This window comes from Chryseotalea sp., assembly GCF_057350905.1.
Genome location: NZ_JBMRCF010000022.1, coordinates 36,811 through 59,709, shown reverse-complemented (window position 1 = coordinate 59,709; position 22,899 = coordinate 36,811). Strand labels below are relative to the sequence as shown.

Annotated in this window: 22 protein-coding genes and 1 other RNA gene; 14 read left to right on the top strand and 9 right to left on the bottom strand. The window is 39.4% G+C overall.

The window, feature by feature from the left end:
• Positions 1 to 77 precede the first annotated feature (77 nt).
• From ACO1XM_RS20055 to ACO1XM_RS20015, 9 genes are all read left to right on the top strand, one after another.
• A complete protein-coding gene (locus tag ACO1XM_RS20055) occupies positions 78 to 1,163 on the top strand; it encodes a serine hydrolase domain-containing protein (RefSeq protein WP_486232363.1) in 1,086 nt (361 codons plus the stop codon).
• A gap of 489 nt (positions 1,164 to 1,652) precedes the next feature.
• On the top strand, positions 1,653 to 2,150 hold the full coding sequence (locus ACO1XM_RS20050) for a hypothetical protein (RefSeq protein ID WP_486232361.1): 498 nt from the start codon (positions 1,653 to 1,655) through the stop codon (positions 2,148 to 2,150).
• Positions 2,151 to 2,351: 201 nt separating this feature from the next.
• Positions 2,352 to 2,921: a Crp/Fnr family transcriptional regulator gene (locus tag ACO1XM_RS20045; RefSeq protein ID WP_486232359.1), complete on the top strand. Its 570-nt coding sequence runs from the start codon at positions 2,352 to 2,354 to the stop codon at positions 2,919 to 2,921.
• 76 nt (positions 2,922 to 2,997) lie between these two features.
• Positions 2,998 to 3,345: a YciI family protein gene (locus ACO1XM_RS20040; RefSeq protein WP_486232357.1), complete on the top strand. Its 348-nt coding sequence runs from the start codon at positions 2,998 to 3,000 to the stop codon at positions 3,343 to 3,345.
• Positions 3,346 to 3,349: 4 nt separating this feature from the next.
• A complete protein-coding gene (locus ACO1XM_RS20035; RefSeq protein WP_486232354.1) occupies positions 3,350 to 3,778 on the top strand; it encodes a hypothetical protein in 429 nt (142 codons plus the stop codon).
• 36 nt (positions 3,779 to 3,814) lie between these two features.
• Positions 3,815 to 4,384 carry a Crp/Fnr family transcriptional regulator gene (locus tag ACO1XM_RS20030; RefSeq protein ID WP_486232352.1) on the top strand — a complete coding sequence of 190 codons (570 nt, stop codon included), beginning with the start codon at positions 3,815 to 3,817 and terminating at the stop codon, positions 4,382 to 4,384.
• Between the two features lie 69 nt (positions 4,385 to 4,453).
• Positions 4,454 to 4,930 (top strand): SRPBCC family protein, encoded by a 477-nt coding sequence (locus ACO1XM_RS20025; RefSeq protein WP_486232350.1) that lies wholly within the window; start codon positions 4,454 to 4,456, stop codon positions 4,928 to 4,930.
• Positions 4,927 to 5,304: a hypothetical protein gene (locus tag ACO1XM_RS20020; RefSeq protein WP_486232348.1), complete on the top strand. Its 378-nt coding sequence runs from the start codon at positions 4,927 to 4,929 to the stop codon at positions 5,302 to 5,304. Before ACO1XM_RS20025 ends, ACO1XM_RS20020 begins: the two co-directional genes overlap by 4 nt.
• A 46-nt stretch (positions 5,305 to 5,350) precedes the next feature.
• Positions 5,351 to 5,815: a YdeI/OmpD-associated family protein gene (locus ACO1XM_RS20015; RefSeq protein WP_486232346.1), complete on the top strand. Its 465-nt coding sequence runs from the start codon at positions 5,351 to 5,353 to the stop codon at positions 5,813 to 5,815.
• A gap of 25 nt (positions 5,816 to 5,840) precedes the next feature.
• On the opposite strand, the gene ACO1XM_RS20010 is transcribed toward ACO1XM_RS20015, so the two are convergent.
• The gene (locus tag ACO1XM_RS20010; RefSeq protein ID WP_486232344.1) at positions 5,841 to 8,306 is read right to left on the bottom strand and encodes a cation-translocating P-type ATPase; all 2,466 of its coding nucleotides are present in this window, start codon (positions 8,304 to 8,306) and stop codon (positions 5,841 to 5,843) included.
• 117 nt (positions 8,307 to 8,423) lie between these two features.
• Positions 8,424 to 9,503: a hypothetical protein gene (locus tag ACO1XM_RS20005; protein ID WP_486232342.1), complete on the bottom strand. Its 1,080-nt coding sequence runs from the start codon at positions 9,501 to 9,503 to the stop codon at positions 8,424 to 8,426.
• 617 nt (positions 9,504 to 10,120) lie between these two features.
• On the opposite strand from ACO1XM_RS20005, the gene ACO1XM_RS20000 reads away from it, so the two are divergent.
• Positions 10,121 to 10,327 (top strand): hypothetical protein, encoded by a 207-nt coding sequence (locus ACO1XM_RS20000; RefSeq protein WP_486232340.1) that lies wholly within the window; start codon positions 10,121 to 10,123, stop codon positions 10,325 to 10,327.
• 76 nt (positions 10,328 to 10,403) lie between these two features.
• On the opposite strand, the gene ssrA is transcribed toward ACO1XM_RS20000, so the two are convergent.
• Together ssrA and ACO1XM_RS19990 are read right to left on the bottom strand one after the other, a co-directional pair.
• Positions 10,404 to 10,796: a transfer-messenger RNA gene (gene ssrA / locus ACO1XM_RS19995) on the bottom strand.
• Positions 10,797 to 10,886: 90 nt separating this feature from the next.
• Positions 10,887 to 14,117 (bottom strand): sensor histidine kinase, encoded by a 3,231-nt coding sequence (locus ACO1XM_RS19990; RefSeq protein ID WP_486232338.1) that lies wholly within the window; start codon positions 14,115 to 14,117, stop codon positions 10,887 to 10,889.
• Between the two features lie 147 nt (positions 14,118 to 14,264).
• Here ACO1XM_RS19990 and dnaX point away from each other — a divergent pair, with 147 nt between their 5' ends.
• From dnaX to ACO1XM_RS19970, 4 genes are all read left to right on the top strand, one after another.
• Positions 14,265 to 15,377 (top strand): DNA polymerase III subunit gamma/tau, encoded by a 1,113-nt coding sequence (dnaX, locus tag ACO1XM_RS19985; RefSeq protein ID WP_486232336.1) that lies wholly within the window; start codon positions 14,265 to 14,267, stop codon positions 15,375 to 15,377.
• 365 nt (positions 15,378 to 15,742) lie between these two features.
• The gene (locus tag ACO1XM_RS19980; protein ID WP_486232334.1) at positions 15,743 to 15,976 is read left to right on the top strand and encodes a hypothetical protein; all 234 of its coding nucleotides are present in this window, start codon (positions 15,743 to 15,745) and stop codon (positions 15,974 to 15,976) included.
• Between the two features lie 304 nt (positions 15,977 to 16,280).
• Entirely contained in the window at positions 16,281 to 18,329 is a 2,049-nt protein-coding gene (locus ACO1XM_RS19975) for a HEAT repeat domain-containing protein (protein ID WP_486232332.1), read from the top strand.
• Positions 18,330 to 18,575: 246 nt separating this feature from the next.
• Complete coding sequence (locus tag ACO1XM_RS19970; protein WP_486232330.1) at positions 18,576 to 18,959, top strand: response regulator; 384 nt, start codon at positions 18,576 to 18,578, stop codon at positions 18,957 to 18,959.
• 3 nt (positions 18,960 to 18,962) lie between these two features.
• On the opposite strand, the gene ACO1XM_RS19965 is transcribed toward ACO1XM_RS19970, so the two are convergent.
• The 5 genes from ACO1XM_RS19965 to ACO1XM_RS19945 form a co-directional block, all read right to left on the bottom strand.
• Positions 18,963 to 19,718 carry an SDR family oxidoreductase gene (locus ACO1XM_RS19965; RefSeq protein WP_486232328.1) on the bottom strand — a complete coding sequence of 252 codons (756 nt, stop codon included), beginning with the start codon at positions 19,716 to 19,718 and terminating at the stop codon, positions 18,963 to 18,965.
• A gap of 43 nt (positions 19,719 to 19,761) precedes the next feature.
• Positions 19,762 to 20,319 carry a Crp/Fnr family transcriptional regulator gene (locus ACO1XM_RS19960; RefSeq protein ID WP_486232326.1) on the bottom strand — a complete coding sequence of 186 codons (558 nt, stop codon included), beginning with the start codon at positions 20,317 to 20,319 and terminating at the stop codon, positions 19,762 to 19,764.
• A gap of 209 nt (positions 20,320 to 20,528) precedes the next feature.
• Entirely contained in the window at positions 20,529 to 21,119 is a 591-nt protein-coding gene (locus tag ACO1XM_RS19955) for a hypothetical protein (RefSeq protein ID WP_486232324.1), read from the bottom strand.
• Between the two features lie 119 nt (positions 21,120 to 21,238).
• Complete coding sequence (locus ACO1XM_RS19950; RefSeq protein ID WP_486232322.1) at positions 21,239 to 22,213, bottom strand: peptidoglycan DD-metalloendopeptidase family protein; 975 nt, start codon at positions 22,211 to 22,213, stop codon at positions 21,239 to 21,241.
• A 192-nt stretch (positions 22,214 to 22,405) separates the two neighbouring features.
• A complete protein-coding gene (locus tag ACO1XM_RS19945; RefSeq protein ID WP_486232320.1) occupies positions 22,406 to 22,759 on the bottom strand; it encodes a hypothetical protein in 354 nt (117 codons plus the stop codon).
• Between the last annotated feature and the right edge of the window lie 140 nt (positions 22,760 to 22,899).

Below are 22,899 nucleotides of genomic sequence, written 5' to 3'. Positions count from 1 at the left end.
CTATCCGTCAGACCGCTAAAAGCCGAAACGAAAAGCGATCAGAGGGATTTTAAGTAACTGATCCGTAGTTAAAAAATATGAAAAAGACTTTTCTCCTGGTTGCGATCATCTGTAGTATGCCTTTATTAAATGCGTGCATGGTAGGTCGTTTTGTGTGGTATAATTTTTCAGATATCACTGATCATAAGATTTTTCCATCCCGCCCATTACCCAAATCATCTGCACCCTTTCGCTTTACAGATGCCCAAAGAAATGATAGTATAGGAAATGTATCGTTAACTATTTTAGATAGTTTAGTAGAAGCTAACAATTCTGTCGCCTTCCTGATCATCAGAAATGATTCTATTTTATTTGAGAAATATTATCAAGGGTATGAAGAGTCATCGACCGTAGCCAGTTTTTCAGCAGCCAAATCTTATACCTCTGCCTTGGTAGGTGCAGCCCTTGCCGATGGTTTTATTAAGAGCGTAGACGAAAAAATTATTACCTATCTACCGGAATTGAAATCAAAAAAAGATTTCGATAAAATTACTATCAAGCACTTGTTGCAAATGACGAGTGGCATAAAAGCCAATGAAAGCTACTATAACCCCTTCGGTCAGGCTGCACACATTTATTATGGAAGAAATTTGCGTTCTTATATTAAACGACTGAAGGTTGATTATGAACCAGGGACCAAGTTTGCATATAGAAGTATTAACACCCAGTTGCTGGGCTTGATTGTTGAAAGGGCTAGCGGCAAACAGCTGACTACTTATCTCAACGAGAGGCTATGGTCTAAGCTTCAACCAGAGTATGAGGCCAGCTGGAGTATAGACAAGAAAAAAGATGGCTTAGAGAAAGCATTTTGTTGTTTGAATGCAAAAGCAAGGGATTTTGCAAAGTTTGGCAGACTCTATTTAAATAGAGGCAATTGGAATGGAGAACAAGTATTGCCAGCACAATGGATCGAACAATCTACGACACCAGAGAAGTCAGCGGGTGGCGTTTCCTATTATAAATATCAGTGGTGGATGACCAGGCGTGGCTATGAAGCCAATGGTTTGCATGGTCAATATATTTTTGTTTGTCCTGAAAAAAATCTGATTGTGGTAAGGTTAGGTAAACGAGAAGGCGATGTTTCCTGGGAGGCCGTATTCGACCGCCTTGCAGAAAAACTCTAGTTTATTAAATAAGGATCTCTGTTGATTAAGCTATTGCCGCTATGTTTTGTCCAATCAGCGTCTCCGCAGGGACGCTGATTAATACTATTTTTTTTCAATGATAAAGCTTATAGAGAAATCAGTACATTAAGTTTTTTGGCTCCTCGTCCCCTTCGGGAGACGAGGAGCGGGCATGGGTTTTTAAACTGAACCAAGTGGCTTGTGGCTAGCAGCTCGTAGCAAGCAGCTAATGAGTACTTCGCTGCAAGCAGCTAGGTCCAATTTTAAGCATATCGGGTTTACAGCAATCAAATACGCTTTTCCTCGATGGTGTACTTTTAACTAGAAATCCTTAAAAAAGACAGTTTCTTTACTTTATAAATTAAAGTATATGAAAACGGAATCTAGGTTTGTAATACTGCCACTGGCTATGGGTCTTTTTCTTTTACTGGGTTATTTAATGGGGGCATGTTCTTAAGCCACACATAGTAAACCTGTATTTTACACATCATGAATTGGATAAAGGAAGGCGAGCTATATTACCTGCGCACTGAAAACGAGTCTCTGTTAAGTTTGAAGTTTGACTTATTAAAGTCGACCACTTTTAAGATTCGTAATCAGGAATATACTATTCAAAAAAAAGGCTTCTGGCAACCTTATTACCTCGTGTATAAAGGAGAGCAACTTATTGCCAAACTTCTACACGATTTTTGGGGAAGCAAGGGGCGTATTGAATTGGCTAATTTTACTACCTATCAAGTAGAGTACACTTTTAAAAATACCTTAACCTTGAAATTTCTTCATAAAGAGCAAGAAATTCTAAGTTACCATGTTGAAACAACGGGTGCTGTAAGTAAGTCTGTTTTTAAAGTGGGTGTAGTCATTGTGGAAGAAGAGTTGTTATTGGTGTTAGCGGCCTTAGGGATGACAATTTTTTTGGGCATATTTAATGAGTTTGCTTCTGGCGATGGAGATGCCGCTATGCTTACGATGATATCGGCCATTTAAGATTATAAAATAGAATTTTTAGTTTTTAATCCTTAATCATCTCATAAGTTTAACTTTCTTTTCGATCTAATGTTATAACTTCGGTTATTCAAGGGCAGTGTCGTTTAGTTAAGCTTCCTTAATTCATCCTCTCCATTGGAGAGGAATGGAGGTGAGGCCAATAAAAAGGCTTAGCTAAACGACAAGCTTATCCAAAAGTTTATGAAAGAAGTTTTAAAGCAGCACATTATTAAACGCCTGGGAAAAGAACCGGATAACTTAGAAAAAGTACTGGAGCATTTTGAGGTGATTACTGTGAAGCGTGGAGAACATTTATTACATCAGGGGGAGCTATGCAGGTACGTTTATTTTATTGTCGAAGGCTGTATACAGGTGTATGTAGTGGATAAATATGGCAATGAATCTATACGCGACTTTTATCTTGAAGATTATTGGGTAAGCGACATCTTTGCTTTTCAGAATCAAAGCCCAGCTTCCGAGAATATAAAGTGTATTGAGCCTTGTAAATTATTGAGAATTCATTTTGATAATTTTCAACGGTTGGCAGAACAACTACCTCCCTTTGCAGGCATTTATAAACGCTTATTGGAAACTTCTTATAATAACACAGTCTATCGCCTGAATACGTTAAATTCTATGGATGCCCTTGACAGAATCAAGTGGCTCATGGAACACAAGCCGGCATTCATGACAAGAGTTTCGAGTAAGCTGATCGCTTCCTACCTGGGCATTAGTCCCGAAACCATGACCCGACTTAAGGGTAAATTGTAAGTCTTGACATTTATCAAGAGTTCTGGGTTTTTACTTCAGCAGTTTTGTATCAGTTAATCACTAAAACAAAACATGTATGAAAGAGTATCTCTTATTATTCTGGAATGAAACAGGAGAAGGCCAATACCAGCTTGACCCTGAAAAAATGAAAGCGGGTATGATGGCCTGGCAAAAATGGATTGGCAACATTGCTATGCAAGGTCGGCTAATTTCTACCAAACCTATTGAATGGACAGGTACAATTGTTTCGAATAGTGGGGTTGCCAATACACCCGCAATTAAAGAAAAGCAGATGGTTACTGGTTATTTGCTTTGCAAAGCAAATGATATCGAAGAAGTAAAGTCATGGGCCAAGACTTGTCCAATACTTACTAACCCTTCAGGTTTTACTGAAATAAGAGAAGTTTCACCTTTTGAAATATAAGGCTATGGAAAAGATATTGAGTATAGGTCGTTATTTATTTCCGCTCTCATTCTTAATGTACGTGGGCTTACACGCGGGTAAACCAGAAGTGGGTGCTGCTTTTGTTCCGGATTATATTCCATTTCCATTGTTTTGGAATTACTTTACCATGGTGTGTATTTTACTTTTTATTGTAAGCGCACTCATTGGTAAATTCGACAGGCTTGCTTATAGTTTGATGGCCTTATATGTGTTGCTCATGGCTTTATTGGTGCACCTGCCAAGAGCGATGGGTTACGAGTTAGGTACAGAGATGATGGCTGCAGACTTGGCCAGGGAACAAGAATTAGAAATGGTAAACTTCTTTAGAAACATTATGGTCATCGGAGCACTCCTCGGTTTTGCACGCTTTGTAGCGAAAGACAACAGGATGCTGTTTGGAAATAGTCACTGACCGAAAACATAGCGTCTGCTAATTTGTTTAAGCGCTATGCATCCGTTTAAAGCATTTTTGCAGGCTTATGTTCCCCTCACAGAAGAGGATTGGATTGAGATAGAAGACAAAATTACGCGTGAAGTGGTGGATAAAGATGCCCTTATACTGGCTGAAGGCTCAGTGTGCAGGCATCTTTATTTTCTTGAAACAGGTTTACTGCGTTTTTTTAGATTAAAAGACGGTGAAGAGATCACAAAATTTTTTACACTCGAACCATATTTATTCACCTCGCAAAAAAGCTTTAATGATAGAACACCGGCAGCAGAATCGATACAGGCCATTGAGCAAAGCATCATCTGGAAAATAACATATGAAGATGCAAATGCTTTATTAAAGCTTACTTCCTGGAACACATTTGTCCGAAAGATTGTACAAGAGGTACAATATTATACTGAACAGTTGTTGATTGATATGCAAAGCGAAACAGCAGAAGACCGGTATAAAACTATGTTGCAACGATCGCCTCAACTGGTACAACGCATTCCGCTAAAATACCTGGCATCTTATTTAGGTATTGCTCCTCAATCTTTAAGCAGAATCAGAAAAAGTTTAACTCAAGCATAGCGAATTTAACATAGGTGAAGTGTCAAGGCCTGTTGAGCCATGATTTTTGCATGACTAAAAATAATAGCCATGAAAAAACTTATAACACTTTCCGCTTTGTTAATACCCTTTTTAGGTATTGCACAAAAAACACCTCTTCAGTTTAAGCATACGGAGTACACAACAGCAAGTCCCGCAAGCATTTGGAAAATCTGGACGGACGTACCCAACTGGAAACAATGGGACGATGGATTGAAAGATGCAACGCTACGCGGAGCCTTTGCTGTAGGTGCAAAAGGTAAGCTTACACCTGATAAAGGCCCCAAGGCCAAATTCTTTATTGACTCATTAAATGAGGGGAAATCCTATACATTTAAAACCAGAATACCTTTTGGTTTTTTAGTCATTACCAGAACCTTAACTACTGAAAATGAACGCACTGCTTTTACCCATGAGGTAAGCTTCACAGGTTTACTAAAGAAACCGTTTGCCCGAAGCTTAGGTAAAAGATATCAAGGTATGTTGCCGGTGGCTATGCGTAAAATTAAAGCGATAGCAGAACAATGATGTTGCTTCAACTAGTTTATGCTGCCAACGTACTGGTCGCAGGCTGGATTGGTATCTCTTCTCTTTTCTATCCTCAGTATGCACATCGCAGTGTTTTTTCAGGGGCATATTCAGCATCTGAACTTACTCAACTTGTGGGTAGCCTTTGGCTTGGCATAGCAGTGTTATCCTTGGCAGGTCTTTGTTGGCCTGCCAATTTTGTACCTGTCCTGGTTTTACAATTATTTTATAAAAGTTGTTGGTTAGGTTTTGTGGCCTGGCCAGCGCATCAAAAGCAAAAACCGTATCCAAAGGCCATGACTTATTTTTTTATATTGTGGATAATCTACCTGCCTTGTGTTATTCCCTGGAAACAGCTGTTAAGTACTGGATAGCGCGCTGAACATTTTTACCCATGAGTTGTTCTAAAAAAAACAGCTCATGAAAGTTAATGTAATTGATAAGCTGAACAGTGGCGTCCATTATTTTTTGGTTGCCCCCTCGGTAGTTAAAAAATTTACCGGTGTAAAACGTGTGTTGTGTGAAATTAACGGTGAGTCTTTTCATTGTGCGTTAATGCCAAAAAAAGAGGGTGGTCACTATGTAACCATCGGGTTGAAGTTGATGAAAAAGCTAAAGCTTAGTGCCGGTATGGAGCTTAAGCCTAAGTTTAGTGCAGATGATAGTAAGTACCAATTCGAAATGCCGAAAGAATTCTCCAGCCTCCTTCAACAAGACAAAGCCCTGCATAAGGTATTTAAATCATTAACCCCCGGTAATCAGCGAAGTTTACTTTTTCTGATTCAGCAACCTAAGTCTGTGGAGAAGCGGATTGAGCGCAGTCTTTTAATAGGTGAGAGACTGAAGCTCGGTATTTTTAATCCAAAACTTATTTTGAAAAAGTAAGTCTAGCAAATGCGTTTAATGAGATTTAATACCGAAAGCGAAAAAATTTGTAGATCTCAATCCAACAGGTTGAAACAATAGCCACCAGTAGGCAGTAAGCAAGCTCCTTTACATTTAGTGCTTCGATTTCAAAAAGTCTATTGAAGGCAGGCACTTGTAACATCAGGGTGAGCAGTAAAAGCGAGATACCAATGATGATGGGAATAAGTTTATTTTTTCGAAGAATTGTTACAAATAGTGTGCTAGTGAAAGACCGGTTCACAAGGGTTAAACAAATGTTAGACAATATTAAGGTGGTGAAGATGAAGGTTCTTGTTTTAACTTCACCTAAACCTTGTAAGTGTGAATAATATCCTATTACTACACAGCCTAAAGTAATCACTAAACCCTGCACGATAGTAAGCCACAGCTGTGAAGCACTCAGCAGATTTTTGCCAGTACTGGTTGGTTTCATGAGTTCCTTTTTATCACTGGGTTCATTTTCATAAATAACCGAACAAGTAGGACCCATAATCAACTCAAGAAAAATTACATGAATAGGAGAGAAGAGCATGGCTGGTAGAAAAAAGAGGAGAATCGGTAAAAGCACCAGCAGAATAATGGGGATGTGAATAGAAATAATATAGCGAATGGCTTTGCTTAAATTTTCGTTGATGCGTCTGCCTAAAAAAATCGCATCCACCATAGCACCCAGGTTGTCGTTAGCCAACACAAGACCAGCAGCACCTTTAGCTACATCCGTGCCTCGCTTACCCATTGCTATACCAATGTGCGAAGCTTTCAGGGCAGGCGCATCATTTACACCATCGCCTGTCATGGCCACGATCGCGCCACTTTCTTTCAGCGCATTAATAATGTTGAGTTTGCCCTCAGGATTTATGCGCGCAAAGATACTGGTATGACCAACAGTCTTCTTTAATTCTTCCTTAGTCAGTCCGGTGAGTTCGTTACCTGTTATTACATTTTCGGTTTTAATGCCTGTTTGTCTGGCAATGGCGATAGCGGTTTCCTTATAATCACCAGTAATCATTTTTACATCTACACCTGCTTCATAGAATTGCTGAATCACCCCTGCAATTTTTGGATCTGCCGGATCATCAAAAGTAATCAGTCCGAGAAATTCAAAAGGGATGTCCTCTTGTTTATCAGGCAATGTTGTATTACTCCAGTTACCTTTAGCTACACCTAATACGCGCAAGCCACGTTTGGCATAATCACTTCCCTTATCTAAAATACTTTTTCTTTCAGGTTCTTCTATTTTACAAAGATTAAGTACACCCTCTAAGGCACCCTTACACGCTACTATAAAATCTTTCTTTTTATTTTGATACACGTGCGTCATCACAGGTGGCGATCCTGCTAAGGGAAACTCTTTTACCATCTGGTAATCTCCTCTTTCATCGGAAAGTGTTGTACTCGTATAAAAATAGTGAATGGATTTCTCCATTGGATCGAAGGGCTTGATCTCACTGGACCACATGGCATAGTCCAGAATCACATTCGATTTTTTTGCTTGACTAAAATCACTTTCCTCTTGTTTAACAAAATCAAAAGTGTGCGCTACCTGCATCAGATTCTGCGTGAGTGTACCTGTTTTATCTACACAGATTACAGTAGCCGAACCAAGCGTTTCAACTGTTTTAGGACTGCGGGCGATAATACCTTTCTTCAATAAGCGATACGCACCCAAGGCCATAAAGGTAGAGAGGGCTACAGGTATTTCTTCAGGCAGTACCGACATGGCCATGGTTAATCCATGTAACAGTCCATGTATGAAGCTGCCACTTTCCCACCAGTTATAGGCCCAGACAAATACAAAAGCTATGCTGCCGGCAATTACCATTACTTTTACAAAGCTGGCTACCTTTAGTTGTAAAGGTGTTTTTTCTTTTCCTGTGCTGGCCACCAGTGCTCCAATACCAGCTAGCATAGTTTTAGAGCCAACAGCTTTTACCTGCGCATAGCAGTAGCCACGTACTACAACGGTACCCTGTAAGATGGTATCGCCTTCAAACTTTTCAATGGAAACAGATTCACCGGTAAGTATTGCTTCATTAACGGAAAAGTCGTTGGCCGAAATGATGGTTGCATCTGCAGCTATTACAACACCCTCTTCACAAATAATAATATCATGTTGAACAACCTCTTCAATGGGAATCTCCTGGGGCATTGAATCACGTACTACTTTGGTTTTACTGGCCGTGATTTTACTAATGGCTTTAACTGCTCTTTGACTCCTGAAATTTTGCATTACATCAATACCCGCTACAAACAGCAGTGCAATGAGCATGGTAATGGCTTCAGCGTATTGTTTAACAATAAAGTAAACCAGGCAGGCGAACAGCAATAAAATGAACATGGGTTCTGTTGCCGCAGATCGTATGGTGGATAAGAGTGTGTTCTTTTCTTTAATAAGCTGGTTTGAACCGAAGTGTTCACGTTGTGCATCAACCTCAGTTGCACTTAGACCTTTTATATTGGCACTTTCCATACATATTATAGGGAAAGTTCAATATAACGAATCCATTGGGCATGTAATCAGGAAAGTAGCGATAAAAAAAATCCCGAAACGTAATCGTTTCGGGATTCACTATAGATTGAAAAAAGATTAGTTTGAAGCAGGAGGGGTCGCGTTAGACAAATCAATTGCGAAGTGACGTGTCGTTTTATTGTTTTTAGCTAAAATTGCTTTTAAATCTTCAGCTTCTTTTTTCAGACGCTTACCGTCAGCAACATCATAATCATTGGCAATAAGACTTTCAGCTTCCTTAATAGCAGCATCAAGATTTTCAAGCGTTATATAAATCTTGGCTTTGTTGTAGTAACTGCCATAACGCATCTTTTTGTCATTCTTGTCTTCAGAAGGGAACTTAGCCGGGATTTCATCAAAATATTTGATGGCACCATTAAGTGCTTCGACAGATTCTGCAGGCATGTTATCAGCTGAAATAGCTTCTACGGCTTTCTTAATTGCTTCCCAAACATCAAGTTGGTTTTGAGTCTCTGTATGCTTTTTGCTATTAAGCATCCAATACTGATCGTTGTCCTGACGATCAGGGTATCCAAATTCAAAGTTGAGGTCTGAAGCCAGTTGTGCAATAGAAGTACGTACCTCTGATTTTACCAACTGATCTCTGATGGCATACTTATTATTTTCGTAATAATCGTAAGCTTCCTTACGGGTGCTGTACTCACTGCTGGCCCATGATTTTGCAGTGCTTGTAGAGCCAAAACCATAGCTTCCAAGATTTGCTTCTTTGTAGTCTCTTACATTGGCATTACCATCCCATGTATAAGAAGCTACAGCTTTGTAAAAGTATTTTTTACCGGTTTCTTTACCATCCTTGTCTTTAATGGTTTCAATGCGTTCTTCTATTTTAGCACCGGAGATCATTAATTCATTCAAGTTGATTTGAATAATGATGTGGCCTTTAGCACCACTTACTTTCTTCCAGCCTGCTATATTTATTCTATCCTGAATTTCGTTTTCGCCATGGTTATTTCTAACAGTAGATGAGGCAGAAACATTGATAGAGTAGGTTGTGTACTCAGGATTTTGTGGTTTAGTAGGTAAAGCACGATACTTCAGGTTTACAAAGTATCTGTCTAAATCTGCTTTTTGTGCCTTTTGACTAAAAGCAGTAACGGCAAATATAGCCATCAGGGTGGTTAGGAAAACTTTTTTCATAAGGTTAACTTATTGGTTTAGGTAATATTGGTTTTAGGACGCCAATTGTAAAACGTGTAGAGGTATAGTTGCACCACGAGTTTAAACAAAGTGGCTTAAATCGAGGCGCAAGCTAGGGTAAAAAATAATGAAGAAAAAGAGTGGCTATATTAATTTATTGTTGTCGAGTATCTTTTGTTAACCAGAGTAAAGATATTGGATCTGATGCGGATTTCCCTTTTTGAACCCATGGCATCATTATCCTATTCATTATTAGATAATAAGTTCGACTTCAATCAGAAGTTAATGACGATACTAAAAAAGTAAGAAGACAAACCAAAAAAATAACCCAACGCTAGATGTCATTGGGTTATTCATTGTGGAACTGCAGGGAAAACGCAAATACTTATTTTTCAGATTCTTACTCGATTGTGTAAAACATTTCGGTAAACATCTGAGTTTATTTTCGACAAGGGCAAAGCGTGCCCTTGTTATTCTAACGAGGGCAAAAAACTGACAAATTTGCCCTCGTACTCATTTTTTAACTCATCCTTCTCCTTTTCCTTTTATAATTGACAATTAATGTCGGATCTATTCCGATCTGAAACGGTAATAGGCTATTCATCGTTAAAGTCATCATGAAGAATTTCAAAATTGGCGACCAAGTCATGTCCAAAACTAACGGCACTAATAAATCAATTTGTGCACTAGGGGTTTTGACAAGATTAGGGGATTATACCTGTGATGTGGATAATGGAACGGGTAAAGCACAGGTCTATTACCTTGATGAAATTCAGTTTTATTCTAAGAACAAAATTGTTTTAGATATAGTTAATGACCTATGAGTCCGCTTTTTAACCGCCCGTAACTAACTGAAAAGCCCAACTTTATATAAAGTTGGGCTTCGTTCATTTGTGTTAGGAGTGGAGCTGCAGGGAATCGAACCCTGGTCCAGAGAAGGTGAAAATCGAGCCTTCTACATGCTTAGTTAACTTTAATTTTTGTGAACAAGCCGCCAGTTAACAACCAACTTATTCCTTAGTCACTGAATCTTAGCTGTGCTTAGTAACCTCGCACAGAGCAGTTTTGCTGTTCGACACCGCTATACCAGCTCCCGCAAATCAAAGGAACTGAGCGATGATGGCCTCCGGCTTCTTAAGCGGGATAAACTTATCACGCGTTACGCGAGATTAAGCAGCCATGGCGTAAGTTGTTTCGCCACGTAATTGTTGGAACTATCTTTTAAGGCTCTCATCCCATGAGCCTGCATGCTTATACTCGTCTGCACACGGCCTGTCAAAACCGGTCAGCCCCATAACCAAATTGATTATGCTTAGTAAAATACAAATATAGTGTTTAAAAAGTTCCTGCGGGTAATCTGTCAGGTAGCAGATGCATTTACAACTATTGCATCGGCAGAATAATTTCAAAAGTAGTACTCCAACCCGGCATATTCTTTAAGTGGATGTGCCCGCCAATTTTACTAAGTGCCTCTTTAGCGATAAACAAGCCCAGACCGGCCCCCTTACTTTTTTCGCTACCACGGTAAAACATGGTAAAAATGTTTTCACTAATCGCTTCTTCTATACCTCTTCCATTATCTGAAATCTGAATGTGTAAATCGTCTTGCTGGCGATGACACGAGATATTGACTTTCGGTGTGCTGCGGTCGCTGAACAGTATGGCGTTTTCCAATACATTTTGCAAGGCAACCTCTAGCAAATAGGCATCCGTTGCAATATGGCAAGTCTGACCATTGCGCTCGAATTGGGTAACGGCAAAGTCGGGTAGGTTATCGAGTTGCACTAAAGCACGATCAACAAGTTTTTCAAGATCTGTTTTTTCTGGTTGCAGATTCCAGTCTTTAATACGTTGATAAACCAACAGCTTCTGTAAAATTCTATTGGTGGCATTAATTTCTGCCTCCAGTAAGTTGATATACTGGAGGGCTGTCTTATCCTGCACATCCAGTTTAGCTATGTGGCAAAGACCGAGTAATCGCGTAAGAGGACCTTTAATATCGTGCGATGAACGGTAAATAAAAGTATCCAGCTCTTGCTTTATTGCCAGCAGGTTTTTGTATGCATGCTGTAATTCTCCTGTTCTGGATGCTACAATCTTTTCCAGGTTGGCGTTAATGTATTTAAGGTTTTCATTTTGCTGCGCTATTACACGGTTGGCTTCTTCTATCTCTTCTCTACTTGTTTCTATCTCTTCTTTCTGCGCTTCTAATAATTGATTTTTATCTAAAATGTCATGGTGTTGTTTTGTTATTTCGAGTGTTCGTTCTTCAATATTTTTTTCCAAGCGCTGATTGGCCATTCTTAAACTATTGGATCGCCAACGCACAATGGAGATGATAAGAAACGTTGCGCCTATCAAATAAAATACGTAGAGCCATAAGCTTTGGTACCAAGGCACCTGCACAGTAAAAGGCAATACACTTTCTTCACTGATTACATTTTGAAAACTTCTGGCTTTTACCCGAAAAGTGTAATCACCGGCAGGTAAGTTTGTATATTCTTTTTGCGGAAGTATTTCATAGTCCGACCACCTTTTATCGAAGCCTTCCAACTGATAACTATATTCCATTTCACCAGGTGAAGTAAATCCCATACCGGCAAAATGAAATCTCAAACTATTTAAATCTGCAGGAATATTGTCAAGTACTGCCCTGCTCAGCAAAGAATCCTCACGAATAGCAAGCACTGCGCGAATCAGTACAGGAACTTTTTGTGGAGACTGTAACTGTGGATTGTAATGAACAATTCCATCCGAAGTAAGCAAGTAAATATTATTGCGATCGGCAATATGGATATCGTTAATCTTCAGACTATTAATTCTTTTGAAGATGTCATGCCTCACCATGTATCCATCTTTTGAAGGTTGCCCGCTAAATCCTATGGAGTATCTTTTGCCCTTGGCTTGTAAAACATATATTCCCCATAGGTTTCCCTCCAGATCTTCCTTGAGCAACTCAACCCACATTGGTACAGTACCAAAGAGCTGATTGTTTAAAGTTACATGACTTTCGAATTTTTGTGTCTTCTTATTGAAACGGTACAAACCTTTCTCTGTACCAAACACGACTTCATGTTGTAGCGCAAATGGACGGACTCTGTATGCAGATGGCAGCCCATCTTTTTCTGTGAATAAACTCAATGCTGGCTCAGCACTTATATCATTACTAAAATTTAAGCGATAAATGCCACGTGTAGGACTGTTAATCCAAATGTCTCCTTCTTCATCTTCAGCAAAATAATAAATCGACTCAGGGCTATTAACAAGTTTACGATAGACAGTAAATTTGTTTTTAGTTTTTTTCAATAAGACAAGACCTTCAACAGTATTGGCCAGAATGTAATCGGGGAATTTTTTTAAGGGTAATAAATACCAGGCCCGGTTATTAAAACCAATGTTTATCAATTTGTTATTGTCTACACTAAAAATACCGGCATTGGCAGAAACAAGAAGCGTAGTTGAATCGCTGTACAGATGCCAGGCTTGAAAGCCAATTTCGCTGATTGGCTGGAAAGGAATAAAACCATCTGAATGTTGATTTTTTTCTTTTTTAAACAATCCTAACGAACCTGCTGCATAAAGTGATGTTGCATACGAGGTAAGGTAGTAGAATTGCCCGTTTACACCCGATCTTTCCTGAAAAGAAGTAAAAGGTGAGCCAAGTTCCACTAAACTGATTCCATTATTGCAGGCTACCCACAAATTATGAGTAAATCTGTCTTCTTCAATAGACCAGACAGACTCGTCCATCAGCCCTTGCTTTTTTGTAATATGCTGAAGTATGTTTCCGGAAGCGTCAAGAATAAGCAGGCCATTGGTTCGCGTACCAATCGCATAGTTGCCATTACTTAACATCTTGCCGAAGCTGTTTTGTGTAACAATCAAAGCATTGGCAGCGCTGTTTAGCGTAGAAAAACTGTTGCCATCATACAAAACCAAGCCTCTTTTTTCAGAAATGAGCAGTGTTTGATTATTTCCGTAATTAAAGACTGCATTGATAGACTCATTTTTTAAAAGTGCACCACCCGGAACCAGTACAAGGCTGTCTTTTTTTAAGCTGAGTAAGCCAACATCCTCTAACCTTACCCATATTTCGTTATTTACCAAAAACGATCGGTGTCTGGTTGTATGGAATGAAATAGCCTTGATGGATTGCTGTTGTTTGTTATAGAGGTACAATCCTTTAGTAGACCTGAAAACCACCAAATCTGGAGTTGTATGTATAGACCAAACATCATTGAAATTTCTATAGCTACTGTCCAACAGCGTAAGCAGTGATTTATATGTAAGCTCACCATTATCAGCTTTATCTAAATAACCAAAGTCGCCCTGCGCCCCTATATACACAGTGCCATCTTCATCCTGTGCTAGTGCATGCACTTCTGATTTATTGGTTACAGTAATCAGGTTCCAGTCCACCCCATCATAAACCAACAAGCCATTATTATTACCTACATAAATCAAGCCCTCCCTGCTCTGCAACACCGTAAAGTTTTGAGGGCCTTGCCGGTAGGTAGAGGTAGGGAAATTGCTGACAAAAGGCAAGCCACCGCCCGGCTGTGCCAGAGAGCAATGAAAAAATAAGACAGGCAAAAAACGCAAAAGGAACTTCATAGGGGATTTGCTGAAGTGAACAATACGCCAAACTGTTACTACAAGCTACGAAAAGTTTAAGCCCTATCCGCTTATCAATTAATAAATTACGAGACGAGTCAATTTAAAGCTTTCGATTTTTCTTTACTTATTCTATTTTGCAGCCTAATGGAAGGATTTGTTGTATCAGCACGTAAGTATAGACCCTCAGGTTTTGATGAGGTAGTGGGGCAGGAGCATATTACAACTACGCTGAAAAATGCCATTGATAACAACAAACTGGCGCAAGCACTCCTTTTTTGCGGTCCCAGGGGGGTTGGCAAAACAACTTGCGCCCGTATTGTGGCTCGTTTAATTAATGGTTTTGAAGAAAAAGCGGAGCAAAACTCACTCAATATTTTTGAACTGGATGCGGCTTCCAATAACTCCGTTGAAGATATCCGCAATCTGATTGACCAGGTGCGTTATCCCCCTCAATTCGGTAAATTTAAGGTATACATTATTGACGAGGTTCACATGCTGTCCAATGCTGCCTTCAATGCATTTTTGAAGACACTGGAAGAACCGCCTGCTTACGCTATTTTTATTCTGGCCACCACCGAAAAACATAAGGTTATTCCAACTATACTTTCGCGTTGTCAGATTTTTGATTTTAACCGTATTCAGATAAGTGATATTGCCAATCACCTGAAAAAGATTGCCAAGGTTGAAAACATCCCGGCAGAAGATGAAGCGTTGCACCTGATTTCGCAAAAAGCGGATGGCGCCTTGCGCGATGCCTTATCCATTTTTGATTTAATGGTTACTTACGCTGCCGGACAAGGTGTTACATTTAAGAGCGTACTCAACAATCTGCATATCCTCGATTACGATTATTATTTCCAGGTAGTAGATTCATTAATGTCACAGAACCATACGCAACCATTATTGCTTTTTGACGAAGTATTGAAAAAAGGTTTTGATGGCCAGAATTTTATCGTAGGTCTTGCCGAGCATTTCAGAAACTTACTTGTGTCGCAGGATGCACGTACTGTTCAGTTAATGGAAGTACCCGACAGCGTTAAGAAAAGTTATGCAGAGCAGGCAAAAGCCTGTCCGCCACAAATTTTATTAACATGGCTGAACCTGGCCAGCCAGGCTGACATGCAATACAAGGCAAGTAAGAACCAACGCCTTACTGTTGAGCTGGCTTTAATGAAGATGGCGCATGTAACGCATCTCATCAGTGCATCCAGCCTCAACGCATCTGCCGCTGAGGCAAAAAAAAAAGTGATAGCCTAGAGGGCGCTGAGACAGAACAAACACCTGTTGAAACCATTGAGAAAATAGCTGTACCGACAGTTGTTAAAGCAAGCGAGGAAACACCAGTCGCGACTGGTTTTGTAGCACCCAAGCCTGACTTTGCTGAGAAAACCAGGTTTAAATCCGCCCCGAAGAGTATAAACCTAAACAACCTGCTTAAAGTTGAAGAGAAGGTAGAGGAGAATGGCGCACAGGTATCTCAACAAACTGTTAAAGAGGACAAGGCTTTTAGCGATGAAGAGCTGAAAGAGGCCTGGACGATTTTTGCTGAAACACGTAAACAACAGCAAGCGGATTATTTTTTATTAGCTCAACCTTACGAAAGAAACAATACGCGAATAGTGATGCCATTGTCTAATCCGATTCAGGAGACAATGCTCAACGAATTCAGGCTGGAGCTAAATACTTTTTTAAGAGAACGCTTACAAAATTCGAGCATACAGGTAGTGGGTGAGCTACGCGTTGTGGAAGAACGAAAAATGATTTACACGCCTCGCGATAAATTTGAATACCTATCCTCCAAGAATCCGATGTTTAAAGAACTCAGGGATCGTTTGGGTCTGGATCCTGACTTTTAAACAGTGTCTGTTAATGGGTAAGTAATGTAGCAATTAATACGGAAGATCAGTTGCGTTATGTTGAAACCTTAGCCATTGTTGAGACCGAATAATCAGCAGATTAAATTGATTAGTCCAAACTGAGAATAGGATAATCATATAATTCATGCGTCAACTTTAAAATGCTTTGGCATTTCCACATTTGCGTTTGGTTAAATCTTTAGTAAACTTTAGTAATGAAACCAGGCAGACGATAAAATAAAGTGCTTTCTTATTGTATAAGAACCGCAAAAATAGTTGACTTCACACCAAAGATTAGTAAAAGATGAAATTCACCCTACTCTTACTTCTGTTTTGCACCAATATGGTCTTAGGTCAAAAGCCTAAAAATTATTCTGTTGTAACCAATGAACTAACGCAGAAAGTAATCAATACACCAGTGACTAAGTCACCCATGCGTTTGGGTATTGTTCCCTTTACGGCCACGAAGTCGTCTATTCAAAATTCGCCTCAGTTTGGTGAGTATTTAACAGAGACTATTATGGGGCAGGCCGGAAACTATGCTAATCAGGTGAAGCTTTTTGAGCGCACCCGCCTGGATGCTATTTTGAAAGAACAGGAATTAGAGCTCAGCGATCTGATGAAACCAGCCGCAGCCTTAAAGATAGGACAGTTGGCACCCATTGATGTAATCCTGTCAGGTACCTATACAAAACTTAAATCGTATATAGATGTAAGTGCGCGCTTGTTGGATGTTACCACCGGAGAGGTGCTGATGAGTTTTGCAGGCCGCATTAAGGTAGATAAAAATTTAGCCACCTTGTTTCAGCAGTCGGATAGTGAAAAAGAACAAGAGAATGCCTCGCCTGCGCAACCAACAACATCGCCCGCCATTCATGTTACCATCAATAGCAGCAATGGTGTGAGCGACACACCCAAACCATCTGCGGCAGACTTGTGTAAGCTAAAAGTGAAAGAGTTCAGACTTAAGCTCAACGATTTGTCTACCCAACAAAAAATTGATGCTGTAGCCATTGAAGCGATGCAAACTGGTTTTGACAACAGCTGTGGCCTTTTACATTTTGATGTGATGTATACTTTTACACGTTATAAAATTCAGCATGCAAATTATAATCGTTTCCTGATGCAAACGTTAGATACCATTGCCTACCCGACAAAAGATGATCGTGCCATGGAAATTATCAGATTTCTGGTGAGCGATGAACAATTGCAGCGCGAAGAATGGGAGTCGGGTTTCAAAGCCGTTGCCCGTATTGGTAATTACTGGTTGTCGAATTATTTCGATTATCTGTTAGCCAGACCAACTGCTACCAATGAGGAGGTCAGCAAATCACGTATTGATGCTGTATTCCAATTGGTGGCAGATGGAAAGTTTGGCTTGCCCTTACCCATCAGTAAAGAGCTGGCCTATTTTGAAATGATGGAAGGTTTGAAAAAAGCACAATCCTTAAGGCAATATGTATTTGAAAAATATGCAAAAGACCTGGTGCTGGATGAAAAACAAAAAGCAACTTTTTTCTCGGAACTAACTTCCATGTATAAAGAGGAGGTAAGGGCAGAGAGAAAATCGGAGATTATACAATGGATTGCTGCCTTTGTTAACGAACATGATTATGCAAAAGCCAGCGAGCAGTTGTATGATTTTGCATGGCACTTTAAATTGTCGACTTACGAAGAAAGGAATAAAGAAATTAAGCGCGATTATCCGGAAGAAGATTTGAAGAAGCTGGTTAACCTTAGTCGCGAGCGTTTTGCACAATACGCTGTCAGCACACCATATCCCAGTCAGCAGGAAGACCGTTTGAATTTTTGTGTCAAGTATAATATTTCAATACCAGGTGTTATTCCTACACTTGAAGAAGCCGATAAAATATTAAGAGGCACTATGGTGAGTGAGCAACTAAAAGTAATGAAGTTTCTCGTATTGAAAGAAGAAGCGCCAAAGAATCTTGAAAATGCATTGGTTGCCTTTCTTGCTCATAAATCATTAGACGAAAAAAGTGATTTACTGGCTGCACACACTTTAGCAATTCAGGTATTGGGAAATTGTAAGACAAGTAATCGAATAGCCATTGACTTTATGATAGCGGCCTTGCCCAATTATGGCAATGATACAGAAGCAGCCAAAGAGGCCTTGGTTAAAATTGGTAAACCGGCCGTGGCACCCTTACAAGCACGACTTGACAAGACGACCATACATGATGGAGGATTGCAGTTTCAATTGATTACGCTGCTTGGAAAAATCGGTAAAGAGGCCGCTCCAGCTGCTAAGAGTATACAACGCATTTTAGACATTTCTACTAATAAAGATGTGCGGTATGCAGCGGAGGCAGCTTTGCAGGTGATAAAGTGATTTCTTGACATATTACTTACCATTATCCAGCGCTATCTAAATCACCAGAAGATTTCTCTATCCTGTCCGTTCCTTGCCTACCGCAATGTACTAAGAAGCGTCAGCTTTTGATCTGTAATACAGGGTCAGACAGAATAAAACAAAATCTTAAAAATCAACAGCCTTCCTTGAGCTCATGTTGGATAAGTTGCTAACATTTCAGAACTTCAAGCCAATCTGATTTAGTCTACTGAACCATTTTTTTGTATGACCTCCATTTACCTAGTTGAAGACGATCCTCTGACCGCCTCTGTCGTATCTACCATGCTTAGAAACACTTACGAAGCTGAGGTTACTGTTTTTGATGATGGACAAAGTGGGCTGAAAGCCTGTAAAGAAAAATACCCAGACATTTTGATTATTGACTATCAGTTGCCGGGTATGACAGGGATTGAAGTTTATACTGAACTACAACATTATCTGCCGGAGGAAACACTCGTGATCATGGCCAGTGCCATTGATGACGGAACCATGGTACTTAAGTTCATTCAGCAAGGCATCAGAAATTATGTAATCAAAGATGAAAATCTTCATCAATCGATTATCGACATTATTACAGAAGAAGGGCCTAAGTCCATCAGGCGAAGATGATGCTTACTCGACCTGATTAATCTTTTTAAATGCTAACGCTGGCGCTAGCCTTGATAGCCAATAAAGAATTTTAACGCCACCGACCTTGATTTCGGTTTTTCCTTTCTCCAATCCTTCAACCATTTCATGCACAGCCTTCACTGCTGAAATAGCAATTTTGGGTGGTGCACCCTTATGCCAGGGTGTATCTACCGCTGGAAACAAGACTTCAATTACTTGGGTATTTTCGTTTCTTAAATTGTACCGAAGTGTTTGTGTAAAGGAGTGAATAGCTGATTTGGATGAATTGTAAAATGGATAGATGGCCCTGGGTGCATATACCAGGCCTGTAGTTATGTTTATAATGGCTGCATTATCATTATCTCGCATCGTATTGTAAAGTAGTTTAATCAGTCGAATAGGCACCAGCAGATTCGTCTGGTATTCATATTCAGCCAGCATCAACGCATTGTTATCTTTTATAAAATCGATTTTATGCGCAATAGCAGCATTGTTGATGAGTATATTTAAATCTGGGTGATCGTGAATTAGTTGCGCAGCAAGATCATGGCAAGCAGTAGCGTCAGCAAGATCGCACTGGTAAGTAATCAGTTTAGGCTCCAGTGTACGAGCTGTTTGTAGCTTTTCATTCGATTTTCCGCAGATAATTACCTTGTTGCCTTTCTGGATTAATACTTTGCTTAGTTGAAGGCCAATCCCGGAGCTGCCACCCGTTATGAGAATGGTGTTGTTGCTGAGATTCATATTTTGTCTAATCATGCTGCAAGCTTGGTTAATACTGCCTTGCAAGCATTGATCTAGATCAAAAAATGATTTTGTTCCGTATGCGACTCAACGTTTCTGGCTTAATGCCTAAGTAAGAAGCAATTACCCCTTGCTTAATACGCTGATCCAGTCCGGGGAATTCCGTTAAAAAGTTTTTGTACCTTGTCTCTGCATCCAGTAAGAGTAAATCCCGCTCTCTTTTTTCTTTGATGATGTAGCCTTTTTCCAGAAACTTCAGTAGAAACTTAATCCAGAAAGGATCTTTATCCATGAGTTGCGTGAAATCAGCCCATGCTATTTCCATAATGCTGGAATCCTCCAATGCTTCAATAGAAAAGTAGGAGGGTCTGTTTAATACCATAGCAGAATATGAGCTGATAAAACTATTCTCGGTTATAAGCGCTTTTGTAAATTCGTTCCCATTGTCGTGGGTGTAGACATACCGGAAAAGTCCTGCATTGACAAAAGCAATTTTAGCAGGCACATCTCCATTATTGATAAAAAACTGAAATGCTTTAATGGATTTTGCATTTGCAATGGAAAGCAATTCCGGTATTTTATTTTCAGGCAGTATATTTTTCAATTGTTCACTCATTGCAGAAGATAAAACATATAATGGAATTAAACCGATTCAAACGCAATGTAATATTTCGTGGTTCATGGAAGACTTTGTTCACCTGATTTTATCGCTGTAATCGATTGGAATGTCCGTTTTAAGTTAAGGATGAAAATAGTGTTGTTAATCTTTTAGAGAGACCTGTCTATAATTGAAAGTTGCCTGGAATCAGGGAAATAGGAGACTTGTTATAAAAAGCCTTTCAGAGATAGCAAAATGTTGAGGCCATTCGGCAGCTTCTTCGAAATGGGGAGTTCTCCAGCACCATTATCAGCAGAATAGGATATTTGTTTGTTGCTTAATATTGGACGATAACCAATGCCTAATCCGATAAAAGTATTGTTGTTGAGTTTGAGATATGCATTTAATGAAGGTTCAATAGCCAGATAGTTTACTTGTTTGCTTTTAAAATTTTGTTCTTTGGAGTCGTACTTAATAAATCCCCAGCCCATTAAGAGTTGGGTGCTGAAAGCCATTTTATTTTTTTTAAAGAAATAGTATTCCAGTTCAGTAGCCATGCAATTAATAAAGAGTCGGGGTTGCTTTGTAAAGCCTGATAGATTGGCCTCGGCCTTAAAACTAGTGAGATAGAAGGAGTGGTAAATTGAAATGGAGGCGTCAAGCTGATTGTTAATGGAGCGACCCAGTTTTATACCACTCAGCATTGTGTTGCTGTTTTGTAATTGTGTAAAACGCAAGGGTAAAATAATAAACCACTTTTTTGATGCTTGTTCTGTTGTATCGACTGCATCAAGTCCGTAGCACTTACTGATAAGCATCAGGTGAAATAGAAAGCTTAGTACTATAATTGGTTTGGGATATGCTTTCACTTTAAAATTAAATTCATATTAATCTGAGTAAATGAAAAAAGCCAGTTTATAAAAACAACTTTACAATTCTATTGATTTTTAACTTTTTGATGTTGAAGCGGTGATTGATCCTCTTTAGCGGTGCCATTGACAAGAATTTTATCAAAATAGCATTTTATACCCGTGGCTACGTTCATGTCTTCAGTATTTTGAATATGAAAGTGTAAATGGGGCTCCGAAGAATTTCCAGAATTACCACAAAGGCCTAACGGCTGGCCTTGTGTTACTTTTTGCCCTTGCTTTACCACAATAGAATTTTGTTTGAAGTGCCCCAAAAACAAATATTCGTTATTGGCTGTTTTTATAATTACGGTGTTACCGGGTACATACAAGGGATTTAATGTTCCGGGTATATTGTCTTTGATTCCGTCCACAACTAAAACAACAGTACCATCGCAAGGAGCGATTAATTCTTTGTTGAATGCATAATAATCTTCATTAGTCTTTCCATCCGTCTTATAGGAATTTCCTTTTTCATTTTTGATCACCATATCAAAAGCATTTTTCTGAGCTTTGTGTTCAACATGATAGTTCAGCTCTTTGGTGTCGCCACCCCAAACAACATACCATTCATCTTTAAACGGTAAGATTAGCTTGGTTGTATTTCGTACTGGTTGGGGAAGGTTATCTTCTACAAAGGGCTTTATAAAAAGTCCGTTGATGGCGGAAGTATTGTTAACGGAAAGGTTAATGGCATAAAGCGCTCTTTCAAAGTTTGTTTTATACACAGCGTAACTTTGTTCATATCGTACAAACTCACGCTTACTAATCTTTCCGGCCTGCTGTTTTAGACCTGCTAAAAATTCTTTGGTTTTTTCTATAGGCAAGGCCTTTTGCATTTCAGGCGAAAAGCTTGCAAAGATTGCATCAAAGTTATCTGCATTGTAATTGGCCTCAAAGCTGTCGGCTGCTGATTTATGAGCAGGCTTTTCTGATTGTGCATACACAGAATTTGTTAACAGAATCAAGACAGCGATTACTGAAATGATTTTTATGTTCTTCATTTTTTTTTAAATAGTTTACGACTGCTCAAGTCTGACTGATTTCTTAACGGCTACACATCCTCAAGTACAAAGTAAATTTATGGTATTGATTGAATAAGACATTGTATAGGTCACGAAAATATTTTCAGTTAAGGGCAAAAAAAAAGGCTTAAGTCAGGTAGACTTAAGCCTTTAGGTTAAGGTGTGGTTGAATTACTTTTTGATATCGCCCTCGATAATTGTTGTGTTAGTAACAATGGTGGTTGGGATAATCGCATTTAGCAATGCATTGAGCAGGTAGTTACCAAAAGTGACTTTAGTTTCCATTCTCACTGTAGTTAATTGCATCTCTTCGATTATTTTGTCGGTCTTGGAGTTTTTTGATACTGGAACACTACCAAAGAGTGCGTACCAGTTTGTTACTTTATGTTTGATAGGCAGTGGTTCATAGGCACTCGCTAAAGTAACTTCACTATTGGCAGGCGCTACCATTTTTACTGAAAAGCAGCTGCTTAGAAAGACAGAGGCAAGGATACAAAAGGTCAGGGAGTAGAATTGTTTTTTCATAGATTGGTTAAGTTACACATACGAGGATGCACGTAAATATTGCAGACAGAAACGGGATTTCAATTGTTTGTTGTAAAAATATTTCGCCAGGGTTTAGCCTATGTTTCACTAAAAACAACAGGCATTTCAGGCAGGGTGGG